Source organism: Streptomyces sp. NPDC023527, from assembly GCF_055560115.1.
The window spans coordinates 663,133-676,000 of the sequence record NZ_JBVHJJ010000001.1; the positions used below are offsets into that span (position 1 = coordinate 663,133).

Annotated in this window: 11 protein-coding genes; 7 read left to right on the top strand and 4 right to left on the bottom strand. The window is 71.1% G+C overall.

The features are described from left to right. Nucleotides 1–144 precede the first annotated feature (144 nt). Nucleotides 145–549 carry a pyridoxamine 5'-phosphate oxidase family protein gene (locus ACZ303_RS03075; protein WP_467334449.1) on the bottom strand — a complete coding sequence of 135 codons (405 nt, stop codon included), beginning with the start codon at nucleotides 547–549 and terminating at the stop codon, nucleotides 145–147. Between the two features lie 26 nt (nucleotides 550–575). Then, nucleotides 576–1,154, bottom strand: coding sequence for a Uma2 family endonuclease (locus ACZ303_RS03080; RefSeq protein ID WP_467334451.1), 579 nt, complete (start codon nucleotides 1,152–1,154; stop codon nucleotides 576–578). Between the two features lie 334 nt (nucleotides 1,155–1,488). On the opposite strand from ACZ303_RS03080, the gene ACZ303_RS03085 reads away from it, so the two are divergent. From ACZ303_RS03085 to ACZ303_RS03100, 4 genes are all read left to right on the top strand, one after another. After that, a complete protein-coding gene (locus tag ACZ303_RS03085; RefSeq protein ID WP_467334453.1) occupies nucleotides 1,489–2,160 on the top strand; it encodes a DUF4097 family beta strand repeat-containing protein in 672 nt (223 codons plus the stop codon). Between the two features lie 65 nt (nucleotides 2,161–2,225). Then, nucleotides 2,226–3,041, top strand: coding sequence for an alpha/beta fold hydrolase (locus tag ACZ303_RS03090; RefSeq protein ID WP_467334455.1), 816 nt, complete (start codon nucleotides 2,226–2,228; stop codon nucleotides 3,039–3,041). 199 nt (nucleotides 3,042–3,240) lie between these two features. Next, nucleotides 3,241–5,868 carry an ATP-dependent chaperone ClpB gene (clpB, locus tag ACZ303_RS03095; protein ID WP_467334614.1) on the top strand — a complete coding sequence of 876 codons (2,628 nt, stop codon included), beginning with the start codon at nucleotides 3,241–3,243 and terminating at the stop codon, nucleotides 5,866–5,868. A gap of 109 nt (nucleotides 5,869–5,977) precedes the next feature. Beyond that, complete coding sequence (locus tag ACZ303_RS03100) at nucleotides 5,978–6,511, top strand: type III secretion system chaperone family protein (RefSeq protein WP_467334456.1); 534 nt, start codon at nucleotides 5,978–5,980, stop codon at nucleotides 6,509–6,511. A gap of 35 nt (nucleotides 6,512–6,546) precedes the next feature. Here the strand turns inward: ACZ303_RS03100 and ACZ303_RS03105 are convergent, their stop codons facing one another. Further along, nucleotides 6,547–7,749, bottom strand: a complete 1,203-nt coding sequence (locus ACZ303_RS03105; protein WP_467334458.1) for a hypothetical protein — start codon at nucleotides 7,747–7,749, stop codon at nucleotides 6,547–6,549. 413 nt (nucleotides 7,750–8,162) lie between these two features. On the opposite strand from ACZ303_RS03105, the gene ACZ303_RS03110 reads away from it, so the two are divergent. From ACZ303_RS03110 to ACZ303_RS03120, 3 genes are all read left to right on the top strand, one after another. Then, nucleotides 8,163–9,329 carry an aminotransferase class I/II-fold pyridoxal phosphate-dependent enzyme gene (locus ACZ303_RS03110; RefSeq protein ID WP_467334460.1) on the top strand — a complete coding sequence of 389 codons (1,167 nt, stop codon included), beginning with the start codon at nucleotides 8,163–8,165 and terminating at the stop codon, nucleotides 9,327–9,329. A gap of 351 nt (nucleotides 9,330–9,680) precedes the next feature. Then, the gene (locus tag ACZ303_RS03115) at nucleotides 9,681–10,199 is read left to right on the top strand and encodes a DUF2617 family protein (protein ID WP_467334462.1); all 519 of its coding nucleotides are present in this window, start codon (nucleotides 9,681–9,683) and stop codon (nucleotides 10,197–10,199) included. 94 nt (nucleotides 10,200–10,293) lie between these two features. Next, nucleotides 10,294–11,892, top strand: a complete 1,599-nt coding sequence (locus tag ACZ303_RS03120) for a polyamine aminopropyltransferase (RefSeq protein WP_467334464.1) — start codon at nucleotides 10,294–10,296, stop codon at nucleotides 11,890–11,892. On the opposite strand, the gene ACZ303_RS03125 is transcribed toward ACZ303_RS03120, so the two are convergent. Then, nucleotides 11,880–12,824 carry a helix-turn-helix domain-containing protein gene (locus ACZ303_RS03125; protein ID WP_467334466.1) on the bottom strand — a complete coding sequence of 315 codons (945 nt, stop codon included), beginning with the start codon at nucleotides 12,822–12,824 and terminating at the stop codon, nucleotides 11,880–11,882. The two genes, ACZ303_RS03120 and ACZ303_RS03125, sit on opposite strands and share 13 nt — an antisense overlap. Nucleotides 12,825–12,868 lie beyond the last annotated feature (44 nt).

A 12,868-nucleotide genomic window follows, 5' to 3' on the forward strand; every position in this document is an offset into this window, starting at 1 on the left:
CGCCATCAGGGTGTCCCTTGTGAGTGGTCGGCGCTGCTGTTGCTCTGCACTGACCTGAATACCCTGCCGCGCGCCCCTGAGAGGGCGGCGCGCGGGGGCGCCCCGGGCGGCGCTCGCAGCGCGGCATGCGGCGGGGCGTACGCCTCAGACCAGGCCGAGGGCCTTGGTGACGGTGATCTCGATCAGGATGCGGTCGGGATTGGGCTGGGGCATCCGCCCGTACCGCTCGGCGTAGCGGTTGACGGCGTCCGCGACGGCCTCCGCGTCGGTCCTGACGACCGCGGTGCCCTCCAGGGTCGCCCACTTGCGCTCGCCGATCTGGCAGACGGCGACCCGCGCGCCGGCCGGGCCGGCGGCCAGGATGTTCGCGACCTTGCGGCTGGTCTTGTTGGTGATGACCCGCGCGATCCCGGTCTCGTGGTCGAAGGTGACGCCCACGGGCACGAGGTGCGGGCTGCCGTCGGGACGCGAGGTCGTGAGCGTGCAGATGTGCCGCTCCCGCCAGAAGTCGAGGTAGGCGGGGGAGAGGGCGCGGAGGTCGTGGGCCATGGGAGGGAAGCGTAGTCGCGGGCCGCTCAGCCGAACTCGGAAGTGTCCAGATCGAAGGAGAAGGGGGCGGGGAGAGGGAGCGTCTTCCCGAATGGGATGACGTGGGACTCGGCGTAGTCCGCGTCCGCAGGCTCGCTGAAGAGGGTGACCGTGCCTTCTTGGCGATCCACGAGCAAGTAGAACGGGATGCCGGCGAGGGCGTAACAGCGGCGCTTGGTGACGCGATCGCGCTCAGGCTTGCTGCTGGTCACTTCGACGACCATGGCAACGCCGTCGGAAGGCATCCACGTGGGCGCGCCTCGGAAGAGTCGCCGCTCACGAGGGGCGAAGGTGATGTCAGGGATGACGTGATGACGAGGGGGAGGGGTGTGGGCTAGCTCCAGGCCCTTGTTGCCCGATGACTGCATCCTGACTTTCGAGCGGGTGTACACCTGCTCCTTGATGAGGTCGATGGCATCCTCATGGTCTCCGTCGGGCGCCGGTGACACGACGATCTCCCCCTCGATGAGCTCGGCCCGGAAACCCGCGGGGGTCTCCAGGGCGAGGAAGTAGTCCAGGAGGGTCTCTTCCTGCGTAGACGCCGGCTCGTATGCCATAGCCGTCATGCTGCACCCCCTAAGTGGTTGACGGCCAGCCTTGTCCGCGCCGGAGGGCGGTGCGCGGCGGATGGGCGGCGTTCACTCGTAAGTGTGTGCGGCGGACATGGGTGTGGACACTCGCGGGCGGTCTCGGCGTCGCGTCGCTCCCGGCATAGCGTTCATCCTCAACTCATTGCAACGAGCGAGTGGCTGTCGTTGCGTTAATTCGCAGACCCGTTGCAACAATATTCTGGCTCTGACCTGCATAAATGACGATTGTGCGCAACGAATCTGTTGAAAGATCCTTGAACGCAACGTAGCTTTTCCCTCGTTCGAAACAACGAGTCGCAAGGAGAGCACCATGCAGAAGTTCGACACCCCCGCCCCGGTCTCCGCCGTCCTGGACATCCCCGCGGGACGCATCCGGTTCATCGCCGCCGACCGGGCCGACACCACCGTCGAGATCCTGCCCGCGGACGCCTCCAAGGGCCGCGACGTGAAGGCGGCGGAGCAGACCACGGTCGCCTACGCCGACGGCGTCCTGCGGATCGCGGCCGCACCGGCGAAGAACCAGTTCCTCGGCCCCTCCGGATCCGTCGAGGTGACCATCCAGCTGCCCGCCGGCTCCCGCGTCGAGGCGAAGGCGGCCGACGCCGAACTCCGGGGCGTCGGACGGCTCGGCGACGTCGCCTTCGACAGCGCGCGGGGCACGGTCAAGCTCGACGAGACCGCGGCCGCCCACCTCACCCTCCAGGCCGGCGACATCGCGGTCGGCCGCCTGGGCGGCGCCGCGGAGATCAGCACCCACAAGGGCGACATCCGCATCACCGAGGCCATGCGCGGCACGGTCACGCTGCGCACCGAGGCCGGCGAGATCTCCGTCGGCGCCGCCCGCGGAGTCTCCGCCTCCCTGGACGCCGGCACCTCCTACGGCCGCATCCACAACACGCTCAAGAACGCCGACGGCGCCGCCGCCGGCCTGACCATCCACGCGACCACCGCCTACGGCGACATCACCGCCCGCAGCCTCTGACCTGCGCTCTCAGGGACGTACCACCCACGGCGACATCCACCTCCTGCACCGGAAGAAGGCACACCATGACCACCAGCACGATCGCCGAGCAGGCCGCCTGGACCGGCATGGTGTCGATCGAAGACACCGCACTGGCCGTGACCGACACCGGCGGGCCCGGCCGTCCCGTGGTCTACCTCAACGGCTCCTACGCCGACCAGTCGCACTGGCGGCGCGTCATCACCGACCTCGGCGGCGACTACCGGCACATCACCTACGACGAGCGCGCCCGCGGCAAATCGAAGCGGGCCACGGACTACTCGTTCGAGGCGTGCCTCCGCGACCTCGACGCCGTCCTCACCGCCAGGGACGTGGACCGGCCGATCCTGGTGGGCTGGTCCTACGGCGCCATGCTCGCCATGCACTGGGCCGCCCGGAACCCGGATCGCACCCTGGGCGCGGTGTCCGTGGACGGCGCCCTGCCGCACGAGTGGCTCGACGACGCCGCCCGGGAACAGATCCGAAAGCTGTTCCGCCGGATGAGCCCGCTGTTCCCGATCGCCCGCCCGCTCGGCCTGGCCGCGCGGATGAGCGCCGCGCAGCACGCCGAGATCAACATCGAGGCCAACGAGCTCTGCGCGCCCGCCGCCCTCGACCCGGTTCTCGACCGTCTGGCCGTACCGGCCCGGTACGTGCTCGCCACCGGTGGCAACCTTGGCGGCGACCCGAAGCTGATGGAACAGATCCGCGCCAACCTCGACCCGGTGCTCGCCCGTAACCCGGACATCCGGGTCAGCGCGAAGGTCGCGAGCAACCACTCCAAGATCCTGCGCAAGGACTTCCAGGCCGTCGCCGACGCGGTGCGCGAGCTCGCGGCCATCCGCGACCACGAGGTCGGCTGAGCGTCTCGGACCTCGGAGCCGCCCCATCCGTAATGCCGCGCTCACCCCGAATATGCGGATCTTCTTCCCCTCGTGGTGGCCAGAGCAGGGTTGAGTGGAATACGCTCAACTTATTGCACGTTGCCTCAGGCAGGCCGAAGCCCGGACCTGAAGCACCAATGTGCACAGGGATCCGACCCCGGAGGAGGACCGCACCGTCGTGGACGCCGAGCTGACCAACAAGAGCCGGGAGGCACTGAGCGGTGCCAGTGAGCGGGCCGTGTCGGCCGGGCATGCCGACATGACGCCCGCGCACCTGCTGCTCGCCCTCCTCGGTGGCCAGGAGAACGCCAACATCATGGACCTGCTGGCCGCCGTCGAGGCCGACGCCGCCGCTCTGCGGTCCGGTGCCGAGCGGCAGCTGGCGGCGCTGCCGAGCGTGCAGGGCTCCACCGTCGCGCCGCCGCAGCCCAACCGCGAGCTGCTGGCCGTCATCGCCGACGCGTCCCAGCGCGCCCGCGAGCTGGGCGACACCTACATCTCCACCGAACACCTGCTCATCGGGATCGCCGCCAAGGGCGGCCGGACCGGCGAGCTGTTGACCGAGCAGGGCGCCTCCGCGAAGAGGCTGCTGGACGCGTTCGAGACCGCGAGGGGCGGGCAGCGAGTGACGACTCCGGATCCGGAGGGCACGTACAAGGCGCTGGAGAAGTTCGGTACGGACTTCACCGCGGCGGCCCGCGAGGGCAAGCTCGACCCGGTCATCGGGCGGGACCAGGAGATCCGGCGCGTGGTGCAGGTGCTCTCGCGCAGGACCAAGAACAACCCCGTGCTCATCGGCGAGCCCGGCGTCGGCAAGACCGCCGTCGTCGAAGGGCTGGCCCAGCGGATAGTCAAGGGTGACGTGCCCGAGTCCCTGCGGAACAAGCGGCTGGTCGCGCTCGACCTCGGCGCGATGGTCGCGGGCGCGAAGTACCGCGGTGAGTTCGAGGAGCGGCTGAAGACCGTCCTGGCCGAGATCAAGGCCAGCGAGGGCCGGATCATCACCTTCATCGACGAGCTGCACACCGTCGTCGGCGCGGGCGCCGGCGGCGACTCCGCCATGGACGCCGGCAACATGCTCAAGCCCATGCTGGCCCGCGGCGAGCTGCGGATGGTCGGCGCGACCACGCTCGACGAGTACCGCGAGCGGATCGAGAAGGACCCGGCGCTGGAGCGCCGCTTCCAGCAGGTGCTGGTCGCCGAGCCGTCCGTCGAGGACTCCATCGCGATCCTGCGCGGGCTCAAGGGCCGCTACGAGGCCCACCACAAGGTCCAGATCGCCGACTCGGCGCTGGTCGCCGCCGCGACCCTCTCCGACCGCTACATCACCTCCCGCTTCCTGCCGGACAAGGCCATCGACCTCGTCGACGAGGCCGCGTCCCGGCTGCGGATGGAGATCGACTCCTCGCCGGTGGAGATCGACGAGCTCCAGCGCGCGGTCGACCGTCTGAAGATGGAGGAGCTGGCGCTCTCCAAGGAGTCGGACGAGGCCAGCAAGCAGCGCCTGGAGAAGCTGCGCCGCGACCTCGCCGACAAGGAGGAGGAGCTGCGCGGCCTGACCGCCCGCTGGGAGAAGGAGAAGCAGTCCCTCAACCGGGTGGGTGAGCTCAAGGAGCGCCTGGACGACCTGCGCGGGCAGGCCGAGCGCGCCCAGCGCGACGGCGACTTCGACACCGCCTCCAAGCTGCTCTACGGGGAGATCCCCGGCCTGGAGCGGGAGCTGGAGGAGGCCGCGAAGGCCGAGGCCGAGCAGGAGGCCGCCGCCAAGGACCTCATGGTCAAGGAGGAGGTCGGCCCGGACGACATCGCCGACGTCGTCGCAGCCTGGACCGGCATCCCGGCGGGCCGCCTGCTGGAGGGCGAGACGCAGAAGCTGCTGCGCATGGAGGACGAGCTGGGCCGCCGGCTGATCGGGCAGACCGAGGCCGTACGGGCCGTCTCCGACGCCGTACGCCGCTCGCGCGCCGGCATCGCCGACCCCGACCGGCCGACCGGCTCGTTCCTCTTCCTCGGCCCGACCGGCGTCGGCAAGACCGAGCTGGCCAAGGCGCTCGCGGACTTCCTCTTCGACGACGAGCGGGCCATGGTCCGCATCGACATGAGCGAGTACGGCGAGAAGCACTCCGTCGCCCGGCTGGTCGGCGCGCCCCCCGGCTACGTGGGCTACGAGGAGGGCGGCCAGCTCACCGAGGCCGTGCGGCGGCGCCCGTACTCCGTCGTGCTGCTCGACGAGGTGGAGAAGGCGCACCCCGAGGTCTTCGACATCCTGTTGCAGGTCCTCGACGACGGCCGGCTCACGGACGGCCAGGGGCGGACGGTCGACTTCCGGAACACCATCCTGATCCTGACGTCCAACCTCGGATCCACCTATCTGATGGACCCGCTGCTCAAGGAGGAGCAGAAGAAGGAGAAGGTCCTGGAGACCGTCCGGGCCTCCTTCCGCCCGGAGTTCCTCAACCGCCTCGACGACGTGGTGGTCTTCCACCCGCTGGGCACCGAGCAGCTCCAGCGGATCGCCCGGATCCAGATCGAGCACCTCCAGCGCCGGCTGGCCGACCGCCGGCTCACGCTCGACGTCTCCGAGCGGGCCCTGGAGTGGCTGGCCACGCTGGGCCACGACCCGGAGACGGAGGGCGCCGGCCCGGACCTCACCTACGGCGCCCGCCCGCTGCGCCGGCTCGTACAGACCGCGATCGGCGACCAGCTGGCCCGCGCGATCCTGTCCGGCGACATCCGCGACGGCGACACGGTCCGCGTGGACCGGGAGCCGGAGCGGGGGGACGGGCTGGTGGTGACGTCGGCCTGACGCCCGCGCCTTGATCGCTTTGTCTGAGTGGATCAGGTTACGTCAGGGGTTGCGGGGCAGGGGCGGGTGTGGGGGAGGATGGCGGTAACCGTACGAAGGGAAATTCACGGTGAGCATCGACCCGTCCTCGATTCCGAATTTCGGGGGCCAGCCCGAACCGCAGGAGACGGGCCCGGCCGGCCCCGTCATCCCCGACCAGGACCTGGTCAAGCAGCTCCTCGACCAGATGGAGCTGAAGTACGTCGTGGACGACGAGGGTGACCTCGCCGCACCGTGGGAGCAGTTCCGTACGTACTTCATGTTCCGCGGTGAGGAGGAGCAGCAGGTCTTCTCCGTGCGGACCTTCTACGACCGTCCGCACGGCATCGAGGAGAAGGCCCAGCTCCTCGAGGCCATCGACGACTGGAACCGCCGCACCCTGTGGCCGAAGGTCTACACCCACACCAACGACGACGGCACCGTCCGCCTGATCGGCGAGGCGCAGATGCTGATCGGCGTCGGCGTCTCCCTGGAGCACTTCGTCTCCAGCACGGTCAGCTGGGTGCGGGCGTCCATCGAGTTCGACAAGTGGCTGGTGGAGACGCTCGGCCTGGAGGCCGACGCGGAGTCCGGCGACGACAAGCCGGACGAGGACCAGAACTAGCCGACCCGGTCCCAGGGGGCCGAGGCCCCCGGGTCTCACATGGGCATGCGGGCAACCGTCAGCAGGTACGTCCCGTAGAAGAACGAGAGCCCGGCCAGCGCGCCGACCGTGATGGCGACGGTGCGCGGCCGGGCTCTGGCCATGGCCACGGCGGCCGGGAGCAGCAGCGGGAAGGCCGGCATCAGGAAGCGCGGCTTGGACGCGAAGTAGCTGGTGCCGCCGATCGCGATGACGACGAGCACCACCGTGTACACCGACAGCGCGGCGGGCGGCCGGTCGAGCAGCAGGAAGGCCAGCGCGAGCAGGGCCACGACGATGATCGCCACGGTCATGTAGTACGCCATCGCGTCATGGCCGATGATCAGGTGCCGGACGAAGCCGAAGGCGTTCATCCCGAAGTCGAAGCGCGAGCCCCACAGCCGCTGCACCTCGAAGTAGCCCAGCAGCCCGCCGCCGGAGCGGTAGCCGGCCCAGATCACATAGCCGAACCAGCCCAGCGGGGCGATCGCCGCGCCGGTCCACACCCGCCAGTCCGTACGGGCCCGCCGGTCGCGGAAGAGCGCCACGGCGGCCGCGCAGCCGACGGCGGCGGCCACCGCGACGGCGTTCGGCCGGGAGAGCCCGGCGAGCAGGGCCAGCGCACCGGCCCACATGCGGCGGCCGGTGACCAGCGCGTACAGCGACCAGGCGGCGAGCGCGGTCATCAGCGGTTCGGTGTACGCCATCGACTGCACGATCGCGTGCGGCAGCAACCCCCACAGCACGACGAGCAGCGTGGCCACCCTGCGCCCGTACAGCCGCTCGCCGAGGGCGTAGATGCCCCAGGCCGCGGCCGCCGCGGAGAGCCAGGCGACGAGCAGCCCGGCGGTGACGGAGCTGAGCCCCAGGACGGTCATGGTGGCCCGGACCAGGCCGGGGTAGAGCGGGAAGAACGCGAGGTCGTTGAAGACGACCCCGCGGGTGGTGAGGGAGGGGAGGACGAGCCCGTAGCCGTGGCGGGCGATCCCGGCGTACCAGATGCCGTCCCAGTAGTGGCCGAGCAGCGTGAGCGGATGGCGGCCGATCCACCAGGCCCAGCCGGCCATGACCACCATGCCGGTCAGCCGGCCGGCCGCGTAGAGCGCGAGCGCGGGGGCCGCCCGGCGCAGCGCGTCGCGGACGCGGTCGCGGCGGCGGCAGTGGGCCGAGGGGCGCGGTTCCGGTGCCTCGCGTACGGACACGGCGGTGTCTGCTGACACGGTGGCACCTCCGGTGCGGGCACGGCCCGGCGGCGCGCCGCACGGCGCGGTGCGGCGGTCGTGGCACGGGGACGGGACGGGGGCGAGCTCGGCATACCGACCATGCGGCGCGGCTCGCGCGCCCGCGACCCGGGACGCCCGTAAGCGGTGCGCCTTCCACCCGCTCGGCGGGCACGGCGGAGTGTCTGCGCGGTCCGGGAGCACGGGTGTGCTGCGGACGGTGTCGCCCGGGGGCGGCACATGCCTATCGTGAGCCGACTCGGGGGCGGGAGACCCTTCCGGCACGCGAGGACATCGATCCACCTGGTTGATCCACCTACTTGATCGACCACTTGATCCACCACTTGATTCACCGATTCGATTCACGGACTTGAATCACGGACTTGATTCACCGAAGCGGAAAGCGGGATCGCATGGACGCGGACTGGAGCCCGGCGGCGCGGGTGCAGGGCATGGGCACGTCGGTCTTCACGGAGATGACCGAGCTGGCGCGCAGCACCGGCGCGGTCAACCTCGGTCAGGGCGTGCCGGAGCTGGCCACCCCGGAGAGCCTGCTGAAGGAGGTGGCGGAGGCGGTCCTCGCCGGCAGCAACCAGTACCCGCCCGCCACCGGCTTCCCGGCCCTGCGCGAGGCGGTCGCCGCCCATCAGGACCGGCGCTACGGGCTGGAGTACCGCCCGCAGGACGAGGTGCTGGTGACGACGGGCGCCACGGAGGCGCTCGCGGCGTCGCTGCTGGCGCTGTGCGACCCCGGTGACGAGGTGCTGGCCTTCGACCCCTGCTACGACGCCTATCCGGCCGGGGCGCGGTTCGCCGGTGCGACGCTCGTGCCCGTACCGCTGGCGCTGGACGGCGACACCTTCGGGCTGGACGCGGACGCGCTGCGGGCCGCCGTCACGCCGCGCACGCGCGTGCTGCTGCTCAACACCCCGCACAACCCGACGGGCAAGGTGTTCACCGCCGAGGAGCTGGCCGTGGTCGCCGAGGTGTGCCGGGAGCACGATCTGACGGTGGTGACGGACGAGGTGTACGAGCACCTCGTCTACGACGGCACCCACCGCACGATCGCGGCGCTGCCGGGGATGCGGGAGCGGACGCTGACCATCTCGTCGGCGGGCAAGACCTTCAACGTCACGGGCTGGAAGGTCGGCTGGATCTGCGGCCCGGCGCGGCTGGTGGCGGCGGTCGGGGCGGCGAAGCAGTTCCTCACCTACGCCACCGGCACGCCTTACCAGGAGGCGCTCGCGCGGACGTTGGGCGGCGTGGAGGCGTGGGCGGTGGAGCTACGGCGCACCCTGCGGCGCAATCGCGACCTGCTGAGCGAGGGGCTCGCACGTGCCGGATTGCGCCCCTATCGCGCGGAGGCGGGGTATTTCGTGCAGGCGGACATCCGCGCGTGGGGGTACACGGACGGCGTGCGATTCTGTCGTGAACTCCCGCTGCGCGCCGGGGTGGTGGCCATTCCGACATCCGCCTTCTGTCTGCGCCCCGATGCGCCGTCCTATCTCGTGCGTTTCTCGTTCTGCAAGCGTGAAGAATCGGTGATTTCGGCGGTGGAGAAGCTCGTTCAGCACTCTTGACCAGCTGGTTTGCGGCCGGCTCGGGCCTGATCGCATATGCATCCGGCGGGTTCCACGGGACCCGCCGGTCACATTGATTCTGAACAGTTGAACTGCCTGGCCCTCTCGCGGATGGAAAGCACGATGAGATGGGTAAAAACTCTGTGAGCGCCGGTCAATTCGTGATTCCCTCTCATCCAGAGACACGTTTCAGAGACGACTCCCGGAGACAACGCCTCGCGGAATCCTCGGAATCACTGTCCTCGGGCCCCACGGAACCCCCCTCTGTGGGCATGAGCCGGCGCACTCGAAGACTCTGGTCCTCCTCGGCGGGCCGGCCCACCCTCCACTGCGTGCTTGCGGAGCCGACCCATGCTCACCACCCTCAAGACCACCTACACCGATACCCGTGCCGCCGACCTCGCCTGGTGTCTGGGGAAGGATCCCCTCCCCGCGCTGGCCGTCCTCGACCTGCGGCTCGCCGACTCCCTCGTCCAACTGCGCCTGTTGGGCGCCTCCCACCAGGTACTTCTCGAAGAGGGCGGTGGCGTCTGCTCGGAGACCGTCGCCTGCCTGCCCGGCAGCCAGACGCCGCTGCCGCTGGGCGTGGCCAAACGCGTCGGGGCCTGGGAGTACGAGTTCGCGGCCCGGATAGAGACGCTCTCGCGGGGCTCCTTCGCGGGGCGCGCGCAGGAGTTGCTCGCCCTGGTCGCCGAACACCCGTACGGCCTGGCAGGGACGTTCCCCGGTAGCCCGCACGCCTTCACCGCGCTGCTCGCGCAGCGCTGCGAGGGGCAGATCAGCTGGCGCACCTGGCACGCCTATCCGCAGGAGGGGCGGCTGGTCGCCACCCGGACCCGGGTGGGCGCACGGACGCCGGTGTCGCTCTGAGGGGCCGCGCCGCGCCCGATCTGGCCATGGCCCACCGGTAATAAACCCTTGTGGGTGACAAAAGGTTGCCGGATCGTGACGTAGCGTTCCGCACATGATCTACCGCCCGGTACCGGCGCGGCTGCCCGTACCGGCCGGGCTCGGCCGCTTCGTCGTGCTGACCACCGTCTTCATCTGCGCCGCCTGCGGGTTGGTGTACGAGCTGGAGCTGGTCGCCCTGGCCTCGTATCTGATGGGCGACTCCGTCACCCAGGCGTCCGTGGTGCTGTCGGTGATGGTCTTCGCGATGGGCATCGGCTCGCTGCTCGCCAAGCGGCTCCGCGCCCGGGCCGCCCTGGGGTTCGCCGCCGTCGAGGCGGTCCTGGCGCTGGCCGGGGGCATGTCGGCCATGGCGCTGTACGCCTGCTTCGCCTGGTTCGGCCAGGCGCGGCCGACCCTGGTGCTCTTCTCGCTGGCCATCGGCGTGCTGATCGGCGCCGAAGTGCCCCTGCTGATGACCCTCATCCAGCGCATCCGCCGGCAGGACGCGGGCGGCGCGGTCGCCGATCTCTTCGCCGCCGACTATGTGGGCGCGCTGGTCGGCGGGCTCGCCTTCCCCTTCCTCCTGCTGCCGGTGCTGGGGCAGTTGACCGGCGCGCTGCTGACCGGCGCGGTCAACGCGGCGGCGGGCGGGGCGCTGGTGCTCTGGCTCTTCCGCGGCGACCTGAGCACGCGGGCGCGCTGGTCGCTCCTCGCCGCCAACGGCCTCGTGCTGGCGCTGCTCGCCCTCGGCTCGCTCCTCACCGGCCCCTTCGAGCGGGCCGCGCGCCACGCGGTGTACGGCGCGGACGTGCGGGTGGCCGTGCAGTCGGGCGTGCAGGAGGTGGTGCTCACCGGCGGCGGCGACAGCGGCAAGCCCCTCTCCCTCTTCCTGGACGGCCGGCTGAGGGTCCGCGGGGAGAACGAACTCCGCTATCACGAGGCGCTCGTGCACCCCGCGATGTCCGGCCCGCACCGCCGGGTGCTGGTCCTCGGCGGCGGCGACGGCCTCGCCGTCCGCGAAGCGCTGCGCTATGCCGACGTCGCCTCGGTCACCGTCGTCGAACTCGACCCGGCCCTCGTCCGGCTGGCCCGTACGGACACCGAGCTCGTCGCCCTCAACCGCGGCGCCTACCGCGACCGGCGGGTGCGCGTCGTCACCGGCGACGCCTTCGAGTGGCTGCGCGGCCGGCCCGCCGGGGAGCTCCCGTACGACGTGGTGATCTCCGACCTCCCCGAACCGGGCATCACGCCCAGCACCAAGCTGTATTCACAGGAGTTCTACGGCCTGGTGGAGCGGCGGATGGCGCCCGGCGGGCGGCTCGCCGTGCACGCCGGCACGCTCGGCCTGCGCCCGCGGACGTTCTGGACGGTCGACGCCACGGTCCGCTCCCTGGGCCTGACCACCCGGCCCTACCGCGTGAACGGCGGCGGCCACACCGCGCGCTCCGACCGCTCCTCGCCCCGCCGGCCCGTGGCGCGCGGCGCCGGGGAGGAGGACTGGAGCTTCCTGCTGGCCTCCCGCGAGTCCATCCGGCTGCGGCTGCCTCCGCTGCGGCCCTGCCTGCACTCCCTCTCACCGCAAGCGCTCGCCGAGGCGTCGCGGGAGGCCGAGCGCGACCGGCGGCCGGGGCTGGGGCCCTCGACGCTCATGCACCCCCGCTATGAGGAGTGACGCCCCGGGCCCTCGCCATGGGGATCACCGCTCTCGCGCAGCGCGGCACGGAAGGCGCCCGGGGAGCAACCGGCCCGGTGCTGGAAGAACTTGGAGAAGTTCGCCGCGTCGTCGAAGCCGATGCGGCCGGCGATCCTGGCGGCCGGCAGGTCGCTGTGCACCAGGAGCCGCTTGGCCTCCAGCATCACCCGCCCGTCGATGAACTCCTTGGCACCGACCCCGGCCGCGCACAGCGAGGCCCGTGAGAGGGTGCGGGTCGAGTAGCCGAGAGCGCGGGCGTAGTCGGCGACCCGGTGGCGGGTGGCGAAATCGCGCTCGACGGCCGCCCGGAAGCGTACGAACGTGTCACCGGGCGCCGGCACGGGGCTGCCCACCGGCGCCGTGAGATGGGCGAGCCGCAGCACCAGCACCGACAGCAGATGCCGCAGGACATCGGTGTGCACCTCGACGGGCAGGGCGCTGCCGGTGCGGAACTCGGCCTCCAGATGCCCCACGGCACAGAAGACCGCCTCCCGGTCCGGTCCGGTCGGCTGCCACAGCACCGGCCGGAAGGGATCGTCGGCCACCGCCGCGACCGCCGTCCCCGAGGGCAGGAAACCGGGCTGGACGAGGACGACCACTCCCTCGATCTCCGCACCCGGCCGGCCCTCGCCGAACTGCTGCACCTGTCCCGGGCGCACCCAGAGCACCGACCCCTCCTCCAGCCAGTGGCCGGTGAAGTCCACGGTGTGTTCTGCCGAGCCGGACCGCACGGCCACGATCTGGTGGAAGTCCAGCCGCTGCGGCCTGACCAGCAGCCCCTCGGGCGCGCGGCGGCGCAGCTCGGCGAGGGACATCACCTCCACACCGGCGGGCGTCCCCGGCGGGGCCTGATAGGCGAGCTCGACGATCTCTTCGCGCCGGTCGCGCCGGTCGTGTCGCTTTTTCACCATGAGGAGACCCGAGCCTACCTGGTTACGTCCGAAAAGCGCCCTTA

What these genes read in the sequence shown, in the direction of transcription:
- ACZ303_RS03075 (WP_467334449.1), bottom strand. Translation starts at nt 549, where the DNA reads ATGGCCCACGACCTCCGCGCCCTCTCCCCCGCCTACCTCGACTTCTGG.
- ACZ303_RS03080 (WP_467334451.1), bottom strand. Translation starts at nt 1,154, where the DNA reads ATGACGGCTATGGCATACGAGCCGGCGTCTACGCAGGAAGAGACCCTC.
- ACZ303_RS03085 (WP_467334453.1), top strand. Translation starts at nt 1,489, where the DNA reads ATGCAGAAGTTCGACACCCCCGCCCCGGTCTCCGCCGTCCTGGACATC.
- ACZ303_RS03090 (WP_467334455.1), top strand. Translation starts at nt 2,226, where the DNA reads ATGACCACCAGCACGATCGCCGAGCAGGCCGCCTGGACCGGCATGGTG.
- ACZ303_RS03110 (WP_467334460.1), top strand. Translation starts at nt 8,163, where the DNA reads ATGGACGCGGACTGGAGCCCGGCGGCGCGGGTGCAGGGCATGGGCACG.
- ACZ303_RS03115 (WP_467334462.1), top strand. Translation starts at nt 9,681, where the DNA reads ATGCTCACCACCCTCAAGACCACCTACACCGATACCCGTGCCGCCGAC.
- ACZ303_RS03120 (WP_467334464.1), top strand. Translation starts at nt 10,294, where the DNA reads ATGATCTACCGCCCGGTACCGGCGCGGCTGCCCGTACCGGCCGGGCTC.
- ACZ303_RS03125 (WP_467334466.1), bottom strand. Translation starts at nt 12,824, where the DNA reads ATGGTGAAAAAGCGACACGACCGGCGCGACCGGCGCGAAGAGATCGTC.